Source organism: Nonomuraea sp. NPDC001636, assembly GCF_040298265.1.
GTDB lineage: Bacteria > Actinomycetota > Actinomycetes > Streptosporangiales > Streptosporangiaceae > Nonomuraea.
In genome coordinates, this window is record NZ_JBEOZT010000002.1 from 462,761 (window position 1) to 485,202 (window position 22,442).

18 protein-coding genes are annotated in these 22,442 nt (G+C 73.5%); 8 read left to right on the forward strand and 10 right to left on the reverse strand.

Annotated features, from left to right (window positions below; genetic code table 11):
• The first annotated feature begins 27 nt into the window (after positions 1 to 27).
• Positions 28 to 1,419: a tetratricopeptide repeat protein gene (locus ABT158_RS05855; protein ID WP_352351321.1), complete on the forward strand. Its 1,392-nt coding sequence runs from the start codon at positions 28 to 30 to the stop codon at positions 1,417 to 1,419.
• Positions 1,420 to 1,490: 71 nt separating this feature from the next.
• Positions 1,491 to 2,315, forward strand: a complete 825-nt coding sequence (locus ABT158_RS05860; RefSeq protein ID WP_352351323.1) for a PIG-L family deacetylase — start codon at positions 1,491 to 1,493, stop codon at positions 2,313 to 2,315.
• A gap of 255 nt (positions 2,316 to 2,570) precedes the next feature.
• On the opposite strand, the gene ABT158_RS05865 is transcribed toward ABT158_RS05860, so the two are convergent.
• The 3 genes from ABT158_RS05865 to ABT158_RS05875 form a co-directional block, all read right to left on the reverse strand.
• Entirely contained in the window at positions 2,571 to 2,813 is a 243-nt protein-coding gene (locus tag ABT158_RS05865; protein WP_352351325.1) for a hypothetical protein, read from the reverse strand.
• Positions 2,814 to 2,886: 73 nt separating this feature from the next.
• A complete protein-coding gene (locus tag ABT158_RS05870; RefSeq protein WP_352351327.1) occupies positions 2,887 to 3,693 on the reverse strand; it encodes a GNAT family N-acetyltransferase in 807 nt (268 codons plus the stop codon).
• A 29-nt stretch (positions 3,694 to 3,722) separates the two neighbouring features.
• Positions 3,723 to 4,223, reverse strand: coding sequence for a winged helix-turn-helix transcriptional regulator (locus tag ABT158_RS05875; RefSeq protein WP_352351329.1), 501 nt, complete (start codon positions 4,221 to 4,223; stop codon positions 3,723 to 3,725).
• Between the two features lie 181 nt (positions 4,224 to 4,404).
• On the opposite strand from ABT158_RS05875, the gene ABT158_RS05880 reads away from it, so the two are divergent.
• Positions 4,405 to 5,208, forward strand: coding sequence for an SDR family NAD(P)-dependent oxidoreductase (locus tag ABT158_RS05880; RefSeq protein WP_352351331.1), 804 nt, complete (start codon positions 4,405 to 4,407; stop codon positions 5,206 to 5,208).
• 417 nt (positions 5,209 to 5,625) lie between these two features.
• On the opposite strand, the gene ABT158_RS05885 is transcribed toward ABT158_RS05880, so the two are convergent.
• Complete coding sequence (locus tag ABT158_RS05885) at positions 5,626 to 6,216, reverse strand: hypothetical protein (protein ID WP_352351333.1); 591 nt, start codon at positions 6,214 to 6,216, stop codon at positions 5,626 to 5,628.
• A 451-nt stretch (positions 6,217 to 6,667) separates the two neighbouring features.
• Between ABT158_RS05885 and ABT158_RS05890 the strand changes: the two genes are divergently transcribed.
• From ABT158_RS05890 to ABT158_RS05900, 3 genes are all read left to right on the forward strand, one after another.
• On the forward strand, positions 6,668 to 6,982 hold the full coding sequence (locus tag ABT158_RS05890) for an ArsR/SmtB family transcription factor (RefSeq protein WP_352351335.1): 315 nt from the start codon (positions 6,668 to 6,670) through the stop codon (positions 6,980 to 6,982).
• Positions 6,979 to 7,554: an SRPBCC family protein gene (locus ABT158_RS05895; RefSeq protein ID WP_352351337.1), complete on the forward strand. Its 576-nt coding sequence runs from the start codon at positions 6,979 to 6,981 to the stop codon at positions 7,552 to 7,554. The genes ABT158_RS05890 and ABT158_RS05895 overlap by 4 nt, the downstream gene beginning before the upstream one ends.
• Positions 7,555 to 7,689: 135 nt before the next feature.
• Positions 7,690 to 8,637 carry a carbohydrate kinase family protein gene (locus ABT158_RS05900; RefSeq protein WP_352351339.1) on the forward strand — a complete coding sequence of 316 codons (948 nt, stop codon included), beginning with the start codon at positions 7,690 to 7,692 and terminating at the stop codon, positions 8,635 to 8,637.
• 99 nt (positions 8,638 to 8,736) lie between these two features.
• On the opposite strand, the gene ABT158_RS05905 is transcribed toward ABT158_RS05900, so the two are convergent.
• From ABT158_RS05905 to ABT158_RS05925, 5 genes are all read right to left on the reverse strand, one after another.
• The gene (locus ABT158_RS05905; protein ID WP_352351341.1) at positions 8,737 to 11,319 is read right to left on the reverse strand and encodes a glycoside hydrolase family 2 protein; all 2,583 of its coding nucleotides are present in this window, start codon (positions 11,317 to 11,319) and stop codon (positions 8,737 to 8,739) included.
• Positions 11,320 to 11,340: 21 nt separating this feature from the next.
• Complete coding sequence (locus tag ABT158_RS05910) at positions 11,341 to 12,897, reverse strand: beta-N-acetylhexosaminidase (protein ID WP_352351343.1); 1,557 nt, start codon at positions 12,895 to 12,897, stop codon at positions 11,341 to 11,343.
• 61 nt (positions 12,898 to 12,958) lie between these two features.
• Complete coding sequence (locus tag ABT158_RS05915) at positions 12,959 to 17,035, reverse strand: TIGR02680 family protein (RefSeq protein WP_352351345.1); 4,077 nt, start codon at positions 17,033 to 17,035, stop codon at positions 12,959 to 12,961.
• Positions 17,032 to 18,246 (reverse strand): TIGR02678 family protein, encoded by a 1,215-nt coding sequence (locus tag ABT158_RS05920; protein WP_352351347.1) that lies wholly within the window; start codon positions 18,244 to 18,246, stop codon positions 17,032 to 17,034. The genes ABT158_RS05915 and ABT158_RS05920 overlap by 4 nt, the downstream gene beginning before the upstream one ends.
• Entirely contained in the window at positions 18,243 to 19,835 is a 1,593-nt protein-coding gene (locus ABT158_RS05925) for a TIGR02677 family protein (protein WP_352351349.1), read from the reverse strand. The genes ABT158_RS05920 and ABT158_RS05925 overlap by 4 nt, the downstream gene beginning before the upstream one ends.
• A 179-nt stretch (positions 19,836 to 20,014) precedes the next feature.
• Between ABT158_RS05925 and ABT158_RS05930 the strand changes: the two genes are divergently transcribed.
• Positions 20,015 to 20,434 (forward strand): SRPBCC family protein, encoded by a 420-nt coding sequence (locus ABT158_RS05930; protein WP_352351351.1) that lies wholly within the window; start codon positions 20,015 to 20,017, stop codon positions 20,432 to 20,434.
• A gap of 94 nt (positions 20,435 to 20,528) precedes the next feature.
• On the opposite strand, the gene ABT158_RS05935 is transcribed toward ABT158_RS05930, so the two are convergent.
• The gene (locus ABT158_RS05935; protein WP_352351353.1) at positions 20,529 to 20,897 is read right to left on the reverse strand and encodes a hypothetical protein; all 369 of its coding nucleotides are present in this window, start codon (positions 20,895 to 20,897) and stop codon (positions 20,529 to 20,531) included.
• Positions 20,898 to 21,024: 127 nt separating this feature from the next.
• Here ABT158_RS05935 and ABT158_RS05940 point away from each other — a divergent pair, with 127 nt between their 5' ends.
• Positions 21,025 to 22,428 (forward strand): alpha/beta hydrolase, encoded by a 1,404-nt coding sequence (locus ABT158_RS05940; protein ID WP_352351355.1) that lies wholly within the window; start codon positions 21,025 to 21,027, stop codon positions 22,426 to 22,428.
• Positions 22,429 to 22,442 lie beyond the last annotated feature (14 nt).

The following is a 22,442-nucleotide window of genomic DNA, read 5'->3' on the forward strand; positions in this document are numbered from 1 at the left end:
GACGGTCGCGCGGGTTACAGTGACCGGGTGACCACCGACCAGCACGGCCTGGCCATGTCCGGCGCGAGCGCCGCCGCCGCCCGCCACTACGACCAGGCGATCGACGAACTGCTGCACTTCCGGGCCGAGGTCGGCGCCGAGGCGGCCGCCGCGCTGGCCGACTCCCCCGGCTTCCCGATGGGCAACGTGCTGGCCGCCTACCTCGACCTGCTGACCACCGAGGCGGCCGACGCCCGTGCCGCGCGGGCCCGGTTCGCGTCCTTCCGCCGCCGGGCCGACGAGGCGTCGCTGCTGCCGCGCGAGCGCGCGCACGTGGCGGCCGTCCAGGCTCTGCTCGACGGCGACCTGACCGCCTGCGGCGCGCTGCTCGCCGAGATCACCGTCGCCCACCCGCGCGACGCGCTGGCCCTGGCCGCCGGGCACCAGCTCGACTTCTTCACCGGCGACGCCCGCTCGCTGCGCGACCGGATCGGCGGCGCGCTCACCGCCTGGCACGAGGACGACCGGCACTTCGGCCACCTGCTCGGCATGTACGCCTTCGGCCTGGAGGAGGCCGGCCACTACGACCGCTCGGAGCAGGTCGGCCTGCGCGCCGTCGAGCTCAACCCGCGCGACGTGTGGGGCATCCACGCGGTCGTGCACACCTACGAGATGCAGGGCCGCTTCGGCGAGGGCGTGCGCTACCTCGACGCCCGCCTGGACGACTGGTCCACCGGCACGTTCTTCAACGTCCACACCTGGTGGCACTACGCCCTCTACGCCCTGGAGAGCGGCGACACGCGGCGGGCGCTGGAGGTGCACGACGCGGCGCTGGCCGGCGGGCGCACGTCCATGGAGCTGCTGGACGCCGCGGCACTGCTCTGGCGGCTCCTGCTGGAGGGCTCCGACCAGCACGAACGCTGGCAGGCCCTGGCCGAGGCGTGGCCGCCGCTGATGGCCGAGCCGTTCTACGCCTTCAACGACGTGCACGCGGTCATGTCGTACGTCGGGGCCGGGCGGATCGGGGAGGCGGACAAGCTGATCGCCTCGCGGGAGGCGTACACGCTGGAGGGCCGTCCGGGGGTCACCAACGTCGCGATGACGCTGCGGGTGGGGTTGCCGGTGTGCCGGGCCCTGGTGGCGTACGGGCGGGGCGACTTCGCGGCGGCGGTCGACCTGCTGCACCCGATCAGGCACCGGGTCGGCGAGTTCGGCGGCAGCCACGCCCAGCGGGACGCCGTGCAGAAGACGCTGCTGGAGGCGGCGCTGCGGGGCGGGCGGCACGAGCTGGCGCGGGCGCTGGTGAGCGAGCGGATCGGCGTGCGGCCGTGCAGCCCGTTCAACTGGCTCAAGCAGGCGGCGGTGGCCGAGGGGCTGGGCGACCGCGCGGCCGCCGCCGTCGCCCGCCGGAAGGCCGCGACGCTGATCGCCGACGCCTGACCCGCCCCTCCTTGTCGGTCGCCGCGGACGCGCGGGCGGAAGTGTCGCACGCGCCGAGTAGGGTTCCCTGCATGGATCGGGAACTCACCTTGATGGTCGTCCACGCCCACCCCGACGACGAGTGCCTGAGCACCGGCGGCGTCCTCGCCCGCTACACCGACGAGGGCATCCGCACCGTGCTGGTCACCTGCACCAACGGCGAGCAGGGTGACGACACGGGCGGCGTCAAACCGGGCGAGGAGGGGCACGACGCCGCCAGGGTGGCCGAGCGGCGGCTGGCCGAGCTGCGCGAGTCCGTCGCCCACCTGGGCATCGACCACCTGGAGCTGCTCGGCTACCGCGACTCCGGCATGGACGGCTGGGACACCAACCACCACCCCGACGCGTTCGCCAACGTGCCGGTCGAGGTGGCCGCCGCCAGGCTGGGCGAGCTGATGGAGCGCTACCGCCCGCAGGTGGTCATCACCTACGACGAGACCGGCGGCGGCGGTTACGGCCACCCCGACCACGTGCAGGCCCACCGCATCACGGTGGCCGCCGTCGAGGCGACCGGCATCCCCGACAAGTTCTACTACACGGCGATCCCCCGGGCGGCGATCAAGCGCATGTTCGAGCTGATGCGCGACAGCGGCGTCGACCTGGGCGGCTTCGAGCCGTCCGACGACTTCGGCACCCCCGACGAGCGGGTGAACGCCGTCGTCGACGTCACGCCCTACGTCGAGCGCAAGCTCAAGGCCCTCAAGGCCCACGAGAGCCAGGGCGAGAACATCTTCCTCCTCCGCATGCCCGACGAGGCCCAGCACCAGGCGTTCTCCCACGAGGCCTTCGAACGGAAGCTGAACAAGGTCAACGCCCCCGACCACGAGGAAGACCTCTTCACCGGCCTCCGCCCCTGACCCCCGCCGTCGGCCTGTCCCGGCGGTGATACATCTTCGCCAAGTCGCGGTCCCGGTCCGACACCAACAGGCTCGTCTACCTGGACCTCGACCTCGGCCTCACCACGTGCCGCTGAGAGATGCACCAGACCGGCGGTTCGAGCCGGGCCGACGGCCCGGGCGGCCCGGCTCGCCGAGTGCTGCGAAGGCCATCATGACGACCTCCGCGCGCCTCTCATGCTGGAGCCCGTGGCGGCTCTCGTGCTGCCCGCAGGTTCAGCTGGCCCTCGGGGGCCTGCCCCCTTTGCGGGCCCGGCGCTCCGACAGTTCCCTCTCGGCGGCGTCGAGTTCGGCGACCTCCTCGGGGGTGCCGTGCTGTCGGATGTCGGCGCGGATGTGGTCGAGCAGACGTGCTGAGCGGTTGGTGCCGAGCCGCCTTGTCACGGCGTCGTACACGCCCCACATGCGGCGGGGGACGCGAAAGGCGGTCAGGCGGGTGTGATCTCGTTCGCTCTCCATAATCCTGTTTGTACAGGGTTCCGAACTTCCGGATGGCTGCAAGGCACCGTGCTGTGGCCTCAGCGTCCCGGATTCAGGGGTTGACGGGGTGTTCGGTGTAGTGGCCGCAGGGGTGGAAGCCCAGGCGGCGGTAGACGGGCTCGCCGTCGGCCGACGCCTGCAGGACCGCGATGCGATGATCTCGGTCGCGGGCCGTACGGAGTGCCGCGAGCGTGATGGCGCCGCCGTAGCCCCGCCTGCGGTGGGCGGCCAGGGTGGAGATGTTGTAGATGCCGGCGACCCCCGCGTGATGGAACACCTCGGCGGAACAGACCGGACGGCTGTCCACGTAGCCGACCAGATACCGGGCCGGGCAGTGCGCGGCCAGCGCCTGCGGGGCGGCCCGGGCGAAGAAGCGGCGGACGGTGCCGGCGGGCGGATCCCAGTTCGCGGCGAGAACCGTGGCGTAGTCGGCGAGCTGTCCGGGCGTGGTGACCCTCTGGATGTCCAGCCCTCGGACGGCGGGCGGCGCCAGGGCGTCGTCCAGCTCGGCCCACATCGCCGTCTCGCGTTCGGACGCCGACAGACCGGCCGCCGCCAGGCGGGCACCGAGGTCCGGCGGTGTCGAGGCGGGCCCCACCCACCAGGAGAAACGGCGGCCGGTGCGAGCCGACGTCCGAGCGGTCTCGCTGATGCGGGCCGTGGCGTCGGCGACGGTGAAGCGGGCCGCGGCGACGATGTTGAAGGTGTCGTCGTCCAGGCCGCTGTCGGCCACCAGGAGGTCATCGGTCTCCGTGACGGTCGCGCCGGTCATGCTCCGGTGCAGGTGACAGGCGTGTTCCGCCAGGTTCCTGTCCATCCTGTCCAGCAGGTCGGCGTCAACGAGTGGGTGATCGTTCATGCTGAGCCCTCATCTCCCGCAGCGGGGTGTCACCGCGGGTCGGCGAGATCCTGGCGGTTCTTCCGGGAGGCCATGAGGGCCTCGGGGAAGCCGGGACCGTGGACGACGTGGATCTGCCCGAGGTCGGTGACCTCGCCGCAGGTGCCGCAGGTGGTCTGCTCGGTGACGGCCCCGCCGCACCCGGTGTGCCGATACAGGATGGGCGGACCGTCGGGTGCCGCCCATCGATCACCCCACTGCGTCAGCGCGATGATCACGGGTGCCAGGTCGAGCCCCTTCGCGGTCGCGGCATAGCGGCCCCGGTCGGGCTGCTCCTTGCTCGATCGCCGTTCGAGTACGCCCGCGTCGACCAGGCTGTCCAGGCGTTTGGCCAGGATGTTGGTCGCGATGCCCAGGCGCTGGAAGTCGGCGAACCGGGTCGCTCCGGCGAACAGCACGTCACGCACGATCAGCAGGCTCCATCGCTCGCCGACGACCTCCAGCGCCCTGGCGGCCGAGCACACCTGCGTGTCGTAGGTCTTGCCGAGCATGGCGACCCCACCTCCCAGAGGAGCACTTGCGTGATGCAAGACTACCCCTCTAGGGTTCGCTTGCATCACGCAAGTGCGCTTGCGAATGGCCGCCGACTCCATGGCCCCGACCACGGCGTGACCAGCGAGCCCGCCTGCCCGTCCGGAACAAAGATCATGTGGAGGTCACCAGATGAGCGGATTGCTGCTCAAGGACAAGAACGCTGTGCTCTACGGAGGCGGCGGCGCCATCGGCGGCGCCATCGCGCGGGTTTTCGCCAGGGAAGGCGCGCGGGTCTTCATCGCCGGGCGGACGCAGGCGAAGCTCGACGCCGTGGCGCGTGACATCGCCGCCGCGGGCGGAAAGGTCGAGACGGCGCGGGTCGACGTGCTCGACCAGGAGGCGGTCGACAAGCACGCCGACGCGGTCGCGGCGACGGCCGGCGGCATCGACATCGCCGTGAACGCCGTGAGTGTCCAGCATGACCAGGGGACGCTGCTGGCGGAGCTGTCGCTGGAGGAGTTCATGCGGCCGATCGACGGGTTCTTGCGGACGCTGTTCATCACCAGCAAGGCCGTGGCCCGGCACATGGGGGGCGAGCGTCCCGGTGTGATCCTGACGCTGTCGGAGCCGGGCGCCAAGCTGGCTGTTGGCGGCATCTTGGGGCACGCCGTGAGCGCGGCCGGCAAGGAGGCGTTCTCCCGGGTTCTGGCCGCGGAGCTGGCACCGAGCAATGTCCGGGTGATCGGCATCCGTCCTCACGCTGTCGTCGACGCGCCGGCCGCCGGTTCCTACACCAAGGAGCTCTTCGAGCAGGCGGCGGCAGCGGCCGGACAGTCGGTCGAGGAGATGCTCGACGGCGGGGCGATGGCGCAGGGGACGCTGCTCAAGAGGCTGCCGACGCTCTCCGAGATCGCGGAGACGGCCGCGTTCCTGGCGTCGGACCGAGCGGGGGCCATGACCGGGACGATCGCCAACCTGACCAGCGGCGCGATCGTCGACTGAGTTCAGGTTCGCGAGGACGTCCGCCGGGCGGCGCGCGGGATGAGGGGGCCCGGTCGCAGGATCGGCGAGGCGAACTCGGCGCGATCGCCGACCCCGAGGCGGAGGGCGTCACCGCGTCATCGAATGGAAGGCCACCCGGGGACGCACGCTGCGCGCATTGGCCAGCCTGTCGAAGCTGGTGCCGACGGCGCGCCACCCGCTCACCAAACCGCAAGCTGGGTGACCCGATCGAAACCTGGCGACGGGCTCCCCGCGGGGGCCGGCATCACGACGGTGCTCACCGGTGTCCGGATGCCGCGGACGAGCTCGACTACGGAGCGGTGGGTGCAGTCGTGCAGCCGCCAGCTCCTCGACCGCCGCCTCGTCGGGAACGCACGTCACCTGCGGCCGTCGGGTCGGACGTACGGTCCGGGGTTGCTAGAGGCCCGCTATGTCGATCGCCTGATCGAGGTACGTCTCGGTGTTTCCGGGCCAGAAGCGCTCGTAGAGGAGATATTCCAGCGGGTCCCGCCGTTCGTCCGTCAGGAATTCGCGGGCGGCCCTGGGGTGGTTGGACAAGGCGGCCATGACGGCCGCCATGGGGTCACGTTCGTCCAGGGGAATGGCGCACATCGGCCGTGAGTCCGGGCAGAGGTTTCGCCAGTACGGGGACGCGGGAGGCTGGCTGCGTTCGTAGTCGTAGACCTTGAAGGCGAGATCGCGCAGGAACACGTCGGCGAAACAGCCGTATCGCAACAATTGCCCGAGTGCGAAACCGGTTTCCGGGTCGTCGAGGTTTTCGAGCAGACGGTGGACGTAAGGGGTCGAGATCCTCGCCGCGCCGGGTGCGCGCGAAGCGGTGCCGAGAAGCGTGCTCAGCGCCCTGGCCAGTCTGTCGAGGCTGGTGGACTGGATGGCATGCGCGCGGCGCAGACCGGCCAGAAGGCTCTTGAGCTGGCGCGGCGGCATCACGGCGGCGAACGCCACGGCGAAGTCGGGGTCGTTTCGGCGCTTTTCGAGTTCGGCCAAATCGTGGGAATCGATGGCGCCCTTCTTCCCCTCCGCTCCGCAGAACGACTGGACGAAGGAATCGTAACCACAAGAATGATCGGACAGCGCTGCCCCAATTTTCCCGATAAAAACGAAAAGTCGGGCAACCAATTCCCTCTACAGGCCCCCTCTCGGGACAAATCGTTCGCCAGCGCCGCACATCACGAAGAGGTAACATTAGCGAGCCCTCGGACGGACACGAAAAAACCACATGCCCGACCGGAATCCCCGGCCCCCGCAACCGCCAAGGCAGGACCACCCCCGAACAGCCCCGCCCTCGCCGAACCGGACGCCGGCGAACGACCGTTCTCGGGCGAGACATCCGACGAGGCGAGCCGCGACGAGTTCCGCGGCTCGCCGGAGGTCCCGCCGGAAAGAGACGCGGCGTGTATTCCTTGACAGGTATATAACCGACAGGGAATATGAAGGCATGTCCGTCGACGCGTTCTCCGTGCTCTCCGAGCCGACCCGGCGTCGGATCCTCGATCGGCTCCGAACGGCCGAGAGCAGTGTGAACGAGCTGGTCGAGGCGCTCGACGTCAGCCAGCCCGCGGTGTCCAAGCAGCTGAAGGTGCTCAGGGAGGCCGGGTTCGTCACCTGCCGCACCGAGGCGCAGCGGCGGATCTACCGCCTGCACGCCGCCCCCTTCCAGGCACTGGACGACTGGCTTCAGCCGTACCGGGCCCTGTGGGACACGCATCTCGACGCCCTTGAGCGCCATCTCGACAACCTGGAGCAGCCATGACCCCAGACGCGTACCGCCCGAGCCCGCCGGCCCAGGTCGGCAGCGAGGTGACGGAAGGTCGCTGGACCCTCGTCTTCGTCCGCGACCTGCGGCATCCGCCGGAGAAGGTGTGGCGGGCGCTGACCGAGCCGGGACAGCTCGCGGCGTGGGCGCCGTACACCGCCGACCGTGATCTCTCCGAGGCCGGTGGCGCGACCCTCACCATGATCGACGACGAGCAGCCTCAGGACCTGGTGGCCGAGGTCGTCCGGGTCCAGCCGCAGACGCTGCTGGAGTACACGTTCGGCACCGACCTGCTGCGCTGGGAGCTGGCGGCGACCGGCGGCGGCACGCGTCTGACGCTGCGGCACACCGTTCTGGACCGCGACCTGCTGCCGAAGGTGGCGGCCGGATGGCACATCTGCCTCGACGTGGCCGACAGGCTGCTCGAAGGGCGGCCGATCCCGCCGATCCGGGGTGCGGCGGCGGTCGGCTTCGGCTGGTCGGAGCTGAACGACCGGTACGCCCAGCAGCTCGACGTCCCGAACACCGGCCTGCCCGGCCACCTGAAGGACGGCGACCACAGCTCCTGACGAGCCACGCCCCCGCCCCCGGAGCCGACAGGGGCGGGGAAGGCGGCCGGGCTGCGATGATGAGCTCCCATCCGGAGACGTCGATGCCGCCCGGGACGTACGGCATCGGCGGCGCGCGCCAGGAAGGCAGGCTCGATGATCGCTGTTCTGGGCGAGTGCGTCGCCGACGGCTTCACCACCGCGGCGGGCGGCGCGGCGGGCGGCGCGGGGCAGGGCGGCGAGCTCGGGTTGCGGGTGCTGCCGGGCGGCGGCCCGGCCAACACGGCGGTGGCTCTGGCCAGGCTCGGCACGCCGGCCCGCTTCCTCGGACGCATCTCCGGCGACGTGTTCGGCGCGCTGTTCCGTGAACGTCTGGCGTCCTCGGGCGTGGACCTGTCGGCGGCCGTCGAGGCCGCGGAGCCGAGCACGCTCTCGGTCGCCGCGCTCGACGACGGCGGCCAGGCCGCCTACACCTTCTACGCGGGCGGCACCGCCGACTGGCAGTGGAGCCAGGACGAGCTGGCCCCGGCCCGGCTCGGCCCGGCCGCCTGCCTGCACACCGGGTCGCTGGCGCTGGTCAGGGAGCCGGGCCGGGCGGCGGTCGAGGAGTTCGCACGCGCGGCCGCCGCGCGGGCCACGGTCTCGGTCGATCCCAACGTGCGGCCCACTCTCGCCGCCCGCGAGGACTACCGGGTCGAGCGCTGGTGCCGGTGGGCCGACCTGCTCAAGCTCAGCGAGGACGACCTGCGCTTCCTGATGCCCGGCGCGCCGGTGGCACGGGCCTGCGACACCTGGCACGCCGCCGGGGCCCGGCTCGTCGTGGTGACCCGCGGGGCGGCGGGCGCGCTGGTGTCCCTCGACGGCGAACGGGCGGAGGTGCGGGCGCCGGAGGTCGACGTCGTCGACACGGTCGGCGCCGGCGACTCCTTCACCGCCGGGCTCCTGCACGACCTGGGCGCGCGCGGCCTGCTCGGCGGCCGGCTCGACGGCCTCGACCTGGACACCGCCGTGGCCGCCGCGTCGTTCGCGGCCCGGGTGTCGGCGCTGACGTGCTCGGTGGCGGGCGCGAACCCGCCCTGGGCTGACGCGCTGGCCACCCCCTGACCGTCGCCCGCGCGCGGAACCCCGGCGAGCGGCCGGGGTCCCGCCCGGGGCGGCGGGCCTCGTGATCGAGAAAGCGGGTCACGTGGTTGGGGAGGCGGGTCAGGTGAGGGGGATGGTCGTGGTGGGGACGTTGTAGCCGCGTACGCGGAGCGCCGGCTGGTGGCCGCCGAGGTCGCTCGTGCGGTACGTGGCCGTGATGGTCGTGGTCTCCCCCGGCCACAGCGTCACGTAGTTGTCGGTGTAGGTCACCGGCACGACCTCGCGCCCGTCCGCGACCACCTCCGGGCGCACGAGGAAGGCCAGGCCGGACGGGTTGCGCAGGGTGATCGTGACGGTCTCGGTCCCGCCGGAGACGGCGCGGACGCCGGTGGCGGCGACGTCGGCGGCGGGCAGGGCGTTCAGGCCGGTGAGGTCGGCGTAGGTCTTCGGCGTGGTGCGGTACCAGTTGCTCTTGTTGCCGAGCGTGTCGGGCGCGGTGGAGTACCAGTAGACGTTGTCGCTGACCTTCGCGCCGGCGGCGTCCTTGAGCTGGAGCCTGATCAGGTACGTCCGCGACAGCCCGGTCAGCGCCGGGATCGTCAGCACCTGGACGCCGGCGTTGGCCGTGGCGGTGACGGGGGCCGAGGCGGTGTACTGCTGGGCCAGGTCCGGCAGGTTGTGCACGGACACCGTGGCGGTCAGTCCGGAGCGCGTGGTGAGGGTCGAGTTGACCACGTGCACGGCCCGGGTCAGGTAGTCGTAGGCGATGTGCACGGGTTCGGTGGCCTTCTTGGTGCCGAAGTAGCCGCCGCCGGGCTTGAGGTAGTAGTCGTAGAGGTTCCAGTGGACCGACGGCCAGGCGTTGTTCAGCATCCAGAAGATCGAGCCGAACGAGCGCACGTGCTGCCTGGCGCTCCATGCCTCGAAGAAGGCGCGGGCGTTCTCGTAGTTCTGGGCCTCGGACTTGCGGGACTGGTCGGCGGCGGAGGCGGGCGTGCCGTAGCGCTTGGCCAGGCCGGTGCTGTAGGGGGCGACGGTGTCGAACACGCTGCCCGGCTTGCCGGCGTGGTAGTTGTACGCCGTGCCGATGGGCCAGACGTCGGCGGGCGCGAGGAAGCGCTGCAGCGTCTCCAGGGGCGGCGGCGCCTCGGTGCCCTCCTCCCCGGTGCTGCCGTACGCGCCGCCGCTGCGGCTCTCGTCCCACCACAGCACCGGGGGCTCCCACACGTACGGGCCGTCCATCTTCATGCCGGCGTCGGCGTTGGACCAGGTGGCGACGTTGTCCAGGGTGGGGTTCTGCCAGTGCAGGGCGGTGGCCACGCTCTTGTACGCGGCCAGGTGCGCGGCCGTCGGCGGCTGGTCGCTGCCGTAGGTCCACAGGAACACCGAGGCGTGGTGCCGCAACGAGCGGAGCTGGCTGTCCAGCGAGGCGCGGGCGACCTGTTCCTGTTCGGCGGTCCAGGCGCTGTCGTCCTCCCAGGCGCTGCAGCAGACGAACCCCGGCATGACCAGAATGCCCGCCTTGTCGGCCATGTCGTACAGTTCCTCGTTGCCGAGGGTGCCCTCCAGCCTGATGGTGTTCAGGCCCATGTCCTTGACGTAGGCGATGTGGGCGGCGTTCGTCCGGGTGTCCCAGCGTTGCATCAGGTCCCACACGTACCCGCCGCCGCGCAGCAGGATCGGCCGGCCGTTGATCCTGTATCCGGCGAACGAGGTGCCGTTGACGGTGGTGCGGTAGTCGGTGACCTCGCGGATGCCGAAGTCGATGGCCTTGCTGTCGGAGGCGCCCGCGCTGACCGTCAGGCGGTACAGCTCGGGGCTGCCGAACTGGTACGGCCACCACAACACCGGATCGCTCACGTGCAGGGGCGCGAAGGCGACCTCCTTGCGCTCGCGGGCGGCCAGCGTGACGGCCTGGGAGAAGGTGAGGTCGGGCCGGCCCGCCTTGGTGATCGTGCCGCTGACCGTGGTGGTGACGGGGGCGTTCGTCGCGTTGACGGCGTCCACGTAGACGGTCAGGTCGGCGGCGGCGCCGGACAGGGTGGTCCGCACGTACGGGTCGCGCAGGGCCACCGGGCCCGTGGTGTCCAGCAGGGTCGTGTTCCAGATGCCCGCGTTCATGTCAGGGGCCTCGGGGTTCCAGTCCACCGTGCAGGTGGACAGGTCCTTGCAGTCGTGACGCGGCGGGGTGACCTTGACGGCCAGCGCGTTGACCGCGCCGGGCCGGATCGCGGCGGTGGCGTCGTACTCGTGGCCGACGAACGTGCCCACGGCCGCGGCGTCGAGCTGCACGCCGTTCAGCCAGATCTGGGCGCGGTAGCTGAGGCCCTTGAAACGCAGCCAGTACACCTGGCCGGGAGCCGTGGCCGGGGCGCTGAACTCGCCGCGGAACCACCAGTCCTGGGTGGTCAGGTCGGGCACGTTCTTGAGGTTCTGGCCGAAGTAGACGTCCTGGTAGACGCCGTTCGCGACCAGCCCGGCCAGGACGGTCGAGGGCAGGGTGACCGGGTGCCAGCCGGTGGTGGCGTACCCGGGCGTGGAGATCGCCGCGCCGGTATCGGCGAGGCCGGTGGCCGGGCGCAGCGCCCAGCCCGAGGCCAGCTCGGTCGAACCGGCCGCAGCGACGGCGCTGCCGGCGCTCACCACCCCCGAGGCGAGCAGCAGGACGAGCACGGCCAGGACGCATCTGATCGATCGTGACATGCGCAGCTCCTGAGGGGGCTCCTACGAACCGGAGGGCCAGGCGATCTGGGTGGAGCGGTAGTAGGCGATCCCCATGACGCGCCAGCGCGGGCCCTGCGCGCCCAGCCGCTGCCGGAACGCGGTCCAGTCGTGCGTGGCGGAAGGGGACCAGCCCAGTTCGGCGAGCGCGGGCAGGCGGGGGAAGGCCATGTACTCGAGGTCGGCCGACGTCCTGAGCGTCTCGGTCCACAGCGGCGCCTCGACGCCGAGCACCTGCTCGGGCGGGAGCCTTCTGAGGTAGGCGCCGGGATCCCAGCCGTAGGCGTCCTTGACCTCGATCGTGCCCGCCCAGGTCTGGCCGAGCGGGGTGCGCCGGTTGTACTTCATGTCCAGGTACGCGCGGCTCGCCGGTGACATGACGACCTTGCGGCCCGCCGTCGAGACCGCCGTCTCCGTGGGGTCGCTGCCCCAGTACTGGACGACCGTGGAGGGCAGCGGGGTGGCGTTGACGACGTCGTGCCAGCCGATCACGGTCTTGCCGTGGGCGGCCACGATCCCCTGCGCCCGGTCGACGAACGCCCGGTAGTCGGCCGGCGTCGTGGAGGACGCCTCGTCCCCGCCGATGTGCAGGTACGGGCCCGGGGTGAGCGCGGCCAGCTCGCCGATCACCTGGTCGACGAAGGTGTAGGTGAGCTCCTTGGACGTGCACAGCGAGCTGAACCCGACGTCCGTGCCGGTGTAGCGGGGCGGGGCGACGCCGTCGCAGGTGAGCTCGCCGTAGGAGGCGAGGGCGGCGTTGGTGTGCCCCGGCATGTCGATCTCCGGAATTACGGTGATGTTTCGCGCGGCGGCGTAGGCGACGATCTCCTGGTACTGGGCCTTGGTGTAGAAGCCGCCGGGATCGCCGCCGACCGCCGTGCCGCCGCCGTAGGAGGCCAGCCGGGGCCAGGAGTCGATCGCGATGCGCCAGCCCTGGTCGTCGGACAGGTGCAGGTGCAGGCGGTTGATCTTGTAGAGCGCGATCTGGTCGAGGTACCGCTCGACCGCGTCCACCGGGAAGAAGTGCCTGGCCACGTCGAGCATCGCGCCCCGCCAGGGGTAGCGCGGCCGGTCCACGACCCGCCCGCCGGGCACCGGCCAGGGGCCCGGCTGCACCGTGCCGGCCTCGGCGGCGTACGGGAGCAGCTGCCGCAGCGTCTGCACGCCGTTGAACAGCCCGGCGGGCGCGTTGGCCAGCACGACGATCCCGGTGGCGGTCACGTCGAGCTGGTACGCCTCCTCCCCGCCGGCCACCGTGCCCAGCCGCAGCGCGATCCCGTCGGCCGGCGGTGCGGTCACGATCGGGACCGGGTAGCCGGTCGAGCGGCGCAACCGTGCGGCGAGCTGCTCGCCCACCTCGGGCGCGTCGGAGTACAGGGCGGTCGCGGCGGTGATCAGGTACGTCACCCCCGCCGCCGGGACCGCGCTCACCGGAGCGGGCACGATCGCGCCGAAGGCGACGGCGGCCGCCGCCGTGGCACTGGGCGAGACGGTCACCGAGGCAGGGACAGACAGGGCGAGCAGGGTCGTCAGCACGACCGCAGCGGTGCGGATCTTCATGACCGCCTCCCGAGGGTTGCCCCCACCATACGGACGCGATCGCTGGTGGTAAAGAACCTTTCTAATCAAGGGTCTCGGTGGCGACGGTCCGGTAGCCGTTCCACACGAAGCGGGCCGTGGTCACCGCGTCGTCGCCGTCGCCAGTGATGAGCTGGTGGATGGCGATGCCGTCCAGCTCGCGGTATTCGCACCACTCGTGGTCGGAGGTGAGCACGAGGTCGAGCCCGAGGTTCACCAGCAGGTCGAAGACCTGGCCGCGGTTGGCCCGGTCGACGCCCACGAACACCTCGTCCAGCAGGATGAACCGGGGGCAGCCTGGGTCGGTGCGGTAGTGGGCGGCCACGGCGGCGAACAGCGGCAGGTGCAGGGCGATGGCCTTCTCGCCGCCGGACAGGGCGCCGTGCAGCTTCCTGGTCAGGTCCTGCCAACCCTGGCCGTCGCCGCGGTCGAGGCGGACCACGAACCGGTGCCAGGACGTGTAGTCCAGCACCTTCATGAGCTGGTCCTCCCAGCCGGCCGAGGAGTTGTCGGCGCGCGCCTCCTCGACGCGGTCGCGGAAGAAGGCGTACAGGGCCTCACGGTCGGCCTCGCTCAGCCCGGCCGGATCGCGCAGCAGCAGCTCGCGGGCCGCGCGGGTGGCCGGCGACTGGCCGGGATCGACCTGCCACACCAGGCGCACCGCGACCCCCGAGGCCGTGCGGACGCGTTCGAGCCGCTGGTTCATGCCCTCGACCAGCGCGGCGGCCTGGCGGATGCGGTCGGCCAGGTGCCGCCGCGTGTCACCGGCGAGCGTGCGGTCGAACAGGTCGCGCTCGGCCTCGGTGATGTCGCCGCGCCGCTCGTCGCGCTCGCCGCGCAGCGCCCGGCCCAGCGCCGCCGCGCCCGCCCGCACGCCGCCGGCGGTGGCGGTCAGCACCTGGACGTCCTCGTCGGGGGCCAGCTCCAGCTCGGCGCGACCGGCCAGGACCTCCCTGGCGTGGTGGAAGGCGTCCCGCAGACGGGCCTCGGCCTCCCTGACGCTCCGCTGCTCGTACGGCACCGCCGCGAGCCGCCCGGCCACGTCCCCGGCCGCCTCCAGCACCGCCCGCACCCCGGCGTCGGGGGCGGGCCCGGCCGGCAGGCCGGCGTCGGCGGCCAGGTGGCCGGCCAGCAGGCGGCGCAGGCGTTCGCAGACCGCCTCGCGGACGCGCCCGGCCTCGGCGTGCTTCTCCTCGGCCTGGCCCAGCTCGCCCCTGAGCCGTCCGAGGCGGGCGTTGAGCCGGGCCGTGTCGTCGTGGATCGTCCGGATCAGGCGGCGGCAGCCCTGGTGGGCGGTCTGGGCGTCCTGGAGCCGGCCGAGCAGGTCGAGGTCCTCGCCGCCGGCCGCGGGCTCGACGGCGGCCAGCTTCTCGGCCAGCACGACGGCCGCGTCGGCCGCCTCCTCGGCCCGTTCCATCGCGCGTACGGCCAGGTCCTGGTACTCGCGGGCGGTCTCGGCCGCCTGGCCGGCGCGTTCCCTGGCCGCGCGGGCGTCGCCGCGCCGGTCGTGCCAGACGGCGCCGGTGGTCTCGGCGGCGCGCAGGGCGGCCTCCAGCCGGTCGAGCGCGGGCCGGGCGGCGGGCAGGGCGTGCCGGGCGGCCAGCTCGGTGAGCCGGCGCAGCGACCTGCCCACTTCCTTCTCGCGCTCGTGCAGGCGCTGCTCGTGCGCGCGGAGCTGGTCCTCCAGCAGGGCGACCTTGCCCACGGCCGCGTCCAGCGCCCGCGCGGCGCCGTCGTACGGCCTCCGGTCGGGCCGCCGCCGCAGCTCGGCCGCGAGCGTGTCGCGGTCGCCGGCCAGCACCCTGAACAGGTGGTCGCACTCGGCGATCGTGCCGGCCAGGTCGGAGAGCCGGTCGTCCAGCTCGGCGACGCGGCGGCGCAGGGCGCGCTCGCGTGCGGCGTCGCCGATGTAGGAGGGCTCCGGCTTGACCCAGCGCCCGGCGGCCGGGCCGAGCCGCCAGGTGCCGTCGGCGCCGACGGCCGCCGGGTGGTCGAGGCCGAGCGCCGTGGGGGCGAAGGCGACGCCCGCGAGCACCCGCTCGGCCGAGACGGGCGCGCCCGGCTGGGCGGACAGCACGGCGGTCAGGCTGTGGCCGGGCGCGGGCCGGGCCAGGGCGGAGGCGGCGAAGGCGTCGTGCTCGCCGGGGTCCATGCCGCCGTCGGGCAGCAGCCACAGGTCGAGCAGGCCCGAGGCTTCGAGCGCCGCCTCGACGCCCGCCTGGGTGACCGGGTCGACGCCGGAGCGGAAGGCGAGCGCCCGCCACAGCGGCATGCCGGGCCGTCCGGCGCGGGAGGCGGGGCGGGCGGGCGAGGGTGGCGGCTCCAGGGCGGTCCGGTCGGCCAGGCGTTCGCGTTCGCGGGCCAGTTCGGCACGTTCGGCGTGCAGCCGGTCGCGCAGGCCGGTCAGGTGGTGCTCGCGGGCGGCCAGCCGGACCGCGGCCGCCGTGCGCGCCGCGCCGACCAGCTCGTCGGCCTGGTCGGCGCGGTCGGCGAGGCCCGCCAGCTCCTCGGGGTCGAGCCGGAGGTGCACGCAGCCGCGGGCCCACTCCTCCAGGGCGGCGGCCAGGTCGCGGGCGCGCTCGTCGCGGGTCGCGCCGGCCTGGTCGTGGGCGGCGGTCGCGGCCGCCAGGTCGTCGCGGACGCGGTCGCGGTCGTGCTCGGCGGTGGTGCGGCGGCCGATCGCCTCCTCGTGCTCGACGGCCGCCGCCGCGACCTCGCGGATCTGGCCCGCGCGGCTGGTGACGGCGGCGCGCAGCAGCTCGCGGGCGCGGCGCACGGACTCCTCGCCGTCGTCGCCCCGCTCCCCCTCACCGGCGGCGCCGGTCTGAGCGCCCGAGTGATCGGGAACCGCGCGTTCGCACTCCAGGTGGACCGAGAGCAGCCCGGCGCGCTCGGCGGCCCGGCGGGCCTCGGCGCGGGCGCGGTCGGCCAGGCCGGTGGCGGCGCGGGCGACGGCCGCCGCGCGCAGCGACAGCTCCTGCCTGGCCGACGCGCCGCGGGCCGCCGCCCCGGCCTGGTCGCGCAGCCGGGCCGCCGACTCGTGCGCCTCGCGCGCCTGCGTGCGCAGCCGGTGCAGGGCGTGCCCGGACCGGTACGCCTCGCTCTCCTTCAGCCCGTCGATCTGCGCGGCCAGGGCCAGCTCCTGCGCCTCCTCCTCCGACAGCCGGACGGCCGCGGCAGCCAGCTCGTCGCCGGCCTGCTTGAGCGCCTCCCGTCCGGCCTTCACCTCGGCGGCGAGGGCGTCGACGGCCTGCCCGGCGGACAGGGCCGCGGCGGCGGCCGCGCGCAGCACCTTCTGGGCGTAGCCGCGCTGGACGTCGGCCAGCCGGTCGGCCTCCTGCACGTCGCGGTCGAGCAGGCGCAGCTCCTCGCGCTGCCGGTCGAGCCGCTCGAAGCCGTCGGCGATCTCGTGGATCTCGCCCTCGCCGAGCGGCGGCAGGGCGCTGGACAGCAGGTCGGACAGCAGGCCGGGGTCGAGCCGTTCGGACAGTTTGGGGGTGCGCAGCTGGCGCAGCGCGGTGAGCAGGCAGTCGTAGCGCTGCTCGTTGAGCCCGGTGTAGAGGGTGCGGCGCACGAGGGCGCGGTAGGCGTCGGCGGACTCGTGGACCGTCCCGGCCTCGCCCAGTTCGTCGGCGAGCTGGGCCCTGGTCAGCGGCTGGCCGCCGTCGCCGGTGAGCCGGACGCCGCCGGGCAGGCCGACGCGGGAGCCGGTGGTGAAGTAGGCGGCGGTGACGTTCTTGGTGTGGGCGGTGGCCTGGAGGCGGGCGCCGCAGGTGAACCAGCGGCCGTCGGCGTGCTGGAACTCCAGCCAGACGTAGCCGACGCGGGTGACGCCGCTCGCGCCCTCGCCCATGAGGTTCCAGTGCATGGTCCGCTCGGTGCCGCCGAACGTGGACAGCCTGCTGGGTTTGAGACTGGCGTCCAGCACGTACGGCAGCAGCAGTTCCAGCACCTTGGACTTGCCGCTGCCGTTGGGCCCGCGCAGCAGCAGCCTGCCCCGGTGGAACTCGAACACCTCGTCGTGGTAACGCCACACGTTGAGGATCCCGGCGCGTACGGGGATCCAGCGCCGGTCCATGCCCGGGGCGGTGCGGGCGGGCGTGAGCTCGGTGACGGTCATGCGTCCTCCGTGTCGGCCGGGCCGCGATCGACCCGGTAGCGGGCTCCGGCGGGCAGGGCGGCCACCCGGTCGCCGGTACGGCGGGCCAGCCCGAACATGGCGAGCACCTCCAGCGCGTCGGCCGCCAGGCGGGGCGCGCCGCCGTCCGACTGGTAGGCCCTGGCCCACTGGGGGAAGCGCCGCAGCAGCTCGGCGGCCTCCTCGTCGAGGCGTCCGGCGGGCAGCGGACCGGCGGTGACCAGCAGGTCGAGCAGGAGCAGGGCGGCGACCTTGGCGGGGCCGCCGTCGTCGGGGAACCTCGTGTCGGTGGCGGTGGCCTCGGTGTCGACGAGCAGCAGCCCCTCGGCGCGTTCCTCCAGCACGAACCCGGCCTCCTCGGCGGCCCTGCGGATCATCCGGCGGCCGGTGAGCGAGGCGGCGTAGGCGGCCTGGGCGGGGGTCAGCTCGTCGCGGTAGACGACGGGCTCGTCGAGCAGGCGGCGGATGACGGAGTGGCGGGCCCACAAGGCGCGCTGGGTCTCCGTGGGCTCGTCGCCGCCGTAACGGGCCTCGACGGTGAGCGCCGCGATGGGAGGCGCGAGGGGAGCCGCGGGGTCGTCGGCCGCGCCGGGCAGGCGGGAGGGCGGGACGGGCGCGGCCAGCAGCCTGATCACGCGGGTGGTGTCCACGCGGTAGAGCACCTTGGCCTCCTCGTCGCCGAGGTAGGCGTCGGTCGTGCCGTCGGTGGGGGTGATCGCGCCGTGCCGTTCGAGCAGTTCGAGCGCGTCGACGAAGGCGGCCCGCTCGTCGGCGCTGACCGGGTCGAACGGCGGCACGCCGGTCTCGACCGCCGCCGCCCGCGCCACCCGCCCGGCCAGCATGCCGATCGTGGTGACCGGCGCGGCGAGCAGTTCGGCCGCGCACAGGCACAGCAGCGTGTAGCGGCGGCGGTCGAACGGCGGGCCGCCGGCGCGGCGGCGGGCCGGGCGGGTGGCCGTCGGCCGCGACCCGACCTTGACCAGGCGGGCGTAGCCCTCGCGCGGCTCCACGACCAGCCGCCAGCCGCAGAAGTAGTCGAACCACCGGGTCAGCGGCTCCCGCCGTTTCCTGATCACCGCGAAGGCGGCGGGCTCGTCGTCGGCCGTCAGGAAGGGCCGGGCGAGGAGGGTCCTGATCGCGCGGGCGATCTCCTCCTTCTCCGCCCTGACGAGCTGGTTGGCCAGGCTGCTCATGCCCCTTCGGCCCTCCCGTGGTCGCGGGCGCCCCGGGAGCGCACGTCGAGCAGGTAGTCGGGGCCGCGGAACCAGCCCTCGGAGGTGCGCAGCACCGCGACCGCGCCGTCGCCGGGGGCCCGCAGCACGACCTCGACCCGGCCGTCGGAGGTGACGGCCCGGCGCAGGCCGGTGGCGTCGGGACGGGCGGCCAGGGCCCGGCCCAGCAGGTCCAGCAGCCGGCCGAGGGTGTCGTGGTCGAGCGCGCCGAGCTGGGACAGCCGGACCGAGCCGGTGGTGGCCAGCGCCTGCCAGGCGGCCTCCAGCCCGGCGTGTTCCTTCTCGGCGCGGGCACGGCGCTCGGCGCGCAGGGCGGCCACGTCGCGCACCCGCCCGGTACGGCCCATGCGCTCGGTCCGGCCCCGCGAGCGCAGCAGCGCCGAGACGGCCACCGGCCCGGCCTCCGCCCAGGGCGTCCCGGCCGGGACGAGTTCGGCGTCGGCGTGCCCGAGGTGGGCGTGCCGGGCGGGGCCGAGGCCGAAGGCGGCGTCCCAGAGGCGGTGGGCGTCGTCCTCGGCCGGGGCGGTGGCGAACCAGCGGGCCAGCGCGCGGAAGTCGGCGGCGGCGCCGGAGGCGGGGCGGCGGGCGGCGGTGACGCGGTCGAGCAGCCCGAGCAGGGCGACGATGGCCTCGCCCGCGACCTCCTGCAGCCGCCGCAACCGGGGCCCGCCCCCGCTCCCGGCACCTTCGTCGCCGGTGCCGCCGTCGAGGCCGGGGTCGAACCACTGGCGCAGTTCGGCCCAGGCGGCGGCGCGGGCGGCCAGCCACGGCGTGGCCAGGTCGGTTCCGGGGATCCGGGGCAGGTCGGCGCCGGCCAAAGCCCGGGTGTGCAGGACGCCGACGCCCCGCCCGGCCACGCCGCGCAGCGCCCGCGCCACCGTCTCGCCGCGCTGCTCCAGCCCGGTCACGAACTCCTGGAGGTAGGCCACCGTGGCCGCCTCGGCGTCGTGGAACGTGCCAACGCCGGCTCCGTCGGCGCGCAGCAGCCGCCGCAGCTCGCCGTTGAGCCGCACGGTGTCGCGGCGCAGCCCGTCGAGGTGGCACTCCAGCTCCCGCAGGCAGGTGAACACCCGTCGGTCGCGGCCGGGGTCGGGGTCGGCCAGCAGCGCCTCCAGCTCCTCCAGCCGGTCGGCGACGGCGTCGAGCACGGCGGTGTGGAGCGCGCCCCCCGAGGCCGAGGTCGCCGAGGCCAGCGTCGCCGACGTCTGCCGCAGCCCGGCGTGGGCGGCCTCGCCCTGGGCGGTCAGGGCGTAGCGCAGGTTCCTGCGTTCGTACTCCTCGGCGGTCGCGAAGCCGGCGGCGTGGTCGAAGACGACCTCGACCAGCCGCCAGCCGGCGAGCTGCCGCAGCGCGCCGGTCAGGTCGTGGTCGCCGACGGGGGCGTACCAGCCGCGGTCGCGCAGCCGGTCGCGGACCTCGCCGGCGGTCAGCGCGGGCTCCAGGCGTTCGGCGGCGGCGCCGAGGACGTCGAGGAGTGCCGTGTGCAGGTCCGCCCGCTCGGTGGTGGCGAACCGGAACATCTCCGGCGGCACTCGTGGCAGCTCCGCCATCGCGCCGTTCTCCCCTCTCGCCGCGGTTTCACCGGAGCCACCGTAGTGGCAGAGACGGGCACCGCGGGGGCCGGTTTGCGAGCAGATGCCACGGGTATGGTCGCCGCGTTCGGCTGCCGGTGGCAGGCGGCGCGGTCCGCGCCCGGTACGGCGGCATTCTGGGGAGACGGGGGCCTGTGATGGCGGAGATCGAGGCGACGCGCGGGATGCCGGCCGACAGCATGATCGTGTTCGGGGTGGCGTCCGACGTCGAGCTGATGGACCGGTGGCTGCCGCAGGGGTTGTGGGTCGGCGACGGCGGGGCGGGCACCGTCGAGGCGGGCGGCGAGCTGGTGCCCGGCAGCGGGCGGCACGAAGGGCTGTTCCGCGCCCAGGAGGACCAGCTCCGGGTGGAGTGGGGCGGCCGCGACCACCCCGACTACGCGGGCTGGCTGCAGGTGTCCGACTCGGCGGCCGGCACGAGCGAGGTGACCGTGCACCTGTCGCTGCTCGACGAGCCCGCCTCCAGCGCCAGGGTGGGCGAGGTGCGCGAGCTGCTCGACAACTCCCTCGACCGGCTGGCCGACGAGGTCACCCGCCGGGTCTCCGAGGGCGGCTGAACGGCGGCCCTCCAGAGCGCGGCTGAACGGCGGGCTCGGTGCGGGAGCGGCTGACTCCGGCGGGCGGGCGGGGGCGGGCCCGCCCCTCCGGGGTTCAGGCGTCCTCGCGGTCCGGGTTCTCCAGCCGGAAGAAGTTGCTCTGCTTGCCGTCCTTCTTGTGCTCCTGGTAGATGAAGTTCAGCTTCCGCTGGTCGAAGGTCTCGAACCACTCCTCCCAGGTGATCTCCGCCAGGTCATTGCCGCCGTAGCCGGGGAAGTCGAAGCGGAGCACGCCCGCCCTGCCCTGGTGCTCGGTGCCGGGCACGGTCGCGGGCTTGGCGCCGCGTTCCTGCGCCCATTCCTGGATCACGTCGTGGTCGGTGGTGACGAGGCTGCGGCCGGGCCGCTCCTCGTGCTCGCCGGTCGAGGTGACGTGCTGCTGGTATTTGTGCTCGCCCTCGACGGGACGGTTCTGCTGCGACATGGCGGCCTGTTCCCCCTGGTAGTCGTGCGGATGACCTGCTCGATACCCAGCCCGGCGCGCTTCTTGCAAATGATCTGTGCCACCACGCTTAAAGGGGCTCGCAAGGTATTCCCGTCAACTTTTGATTATGCGACGTTTAATCACCATTCTTTCCCCCGTACTCGCAGGTCTGATCGCCGCGGCCGGCCTGTCCGGCGCCGCGGGCGCGGCTGCGAACGGCGGGCTCGACGCCTATTACGGTCAGCGCCTGGCCTGGTCGGGGTGCGGCAGCGGATTCCAGTGCGCGAAATTGACGGTGCCCCTCGACTATGCGAAGCCCGGCGGGCGACGCATCAATGTCGCCATGGTCCGGCTGCCCGCGACCGGCCGGCGGATCGGCTCGATCGTGCTGAACTTCGGCGGTCCCGGCGGCGCCGGCACGACCATCTTGAAGGCCGACAGGACCGTCATGTCGGCCGCCGTCCGGCAGCACTTCGACGTGGTCAGCTTCGACCCGCGCGGCGTGGGCGCCTCGGCCCCCGTGCGCTGCCTGTCCCCCCTCGGCCTGGACGCCTACTTCGCCGCCGACCCCACCCCCGACAACGCGGCCGAGGTCAAGCGGGCCAAGGCGTGGACGAAGGTCTTCGCCCAGGGCTGCGCGACCAACTCCGGCAAGCAGCTGCTCGCGCACGTCGGCACCGGCGAGGTCGCCCGCGACCTGGACGTGATGCGGTCCGCCCTGGGCGAGGCCCGCCTGACCTACTTCGGCTTCTCCTACGGCACCTACCTGGGCGCCCGCTACGCCGACCTGTTCCCCACCCGGATCCGCGCCATGGTGCTCGACGGCGCCGAGGACCCCGGCCAGACGCTCGCCGAGTTCGGCGCGGCGCAGGAGCGGGGGTTCCGGCTGGCCCGCGAGTCGTTCCTGCGCGACTGCTTCAGGGCCGGGGACTGCCCGTTCCCCCGGCACACCGTCGCCGCCGCGACCAGGCGGCTGGAGGCGCTCTACCGGCGGGCCGACCGGGCGCCGCTGCGCAACGACGGCGACAGCAGGCAGGTCAACGAGGCCATCCTGCGCTCGGGCGTCACCCAGGCCATGTACGCCAAGGACAGCTGGCCCTACCTGCGCCAGGCGCTCACCCTCGCCTTCAAGGGCGACGGCACGGCCATGCTCGCCCTGGCCGACGTCAACCACGGACGCCGTCCCGACGGCAGCTACGACAACAGCACCGAGGCGCTGACGGCCGTCAACTGCCTGGACCATCCCGAGCAGCGCTGCGCGTACTGGCCGGTCAAGGGCAAGGGGTTCGCCAGGAAGGTGCGCGCCCACGGGTCGCCGCCGATCGTGGTGGTGGGCACGACGCGTGACCCGGCCACGCCGTACGAGCTGGCCAGGCGGCTGGCCGGGCAGCTGGAGCACGGCGTGCTGCTGACCCACGACGGCGACGGGCACACGGCGTACAAGGGGAGCTCGTCCTGCCTGGACCGGCAGATCGACCGGTACGTGATCACGGCTCGCGCGCCGCGTCCGGGAGCCTGCGCAACGCTCTGACGGTGCAGGCCCCG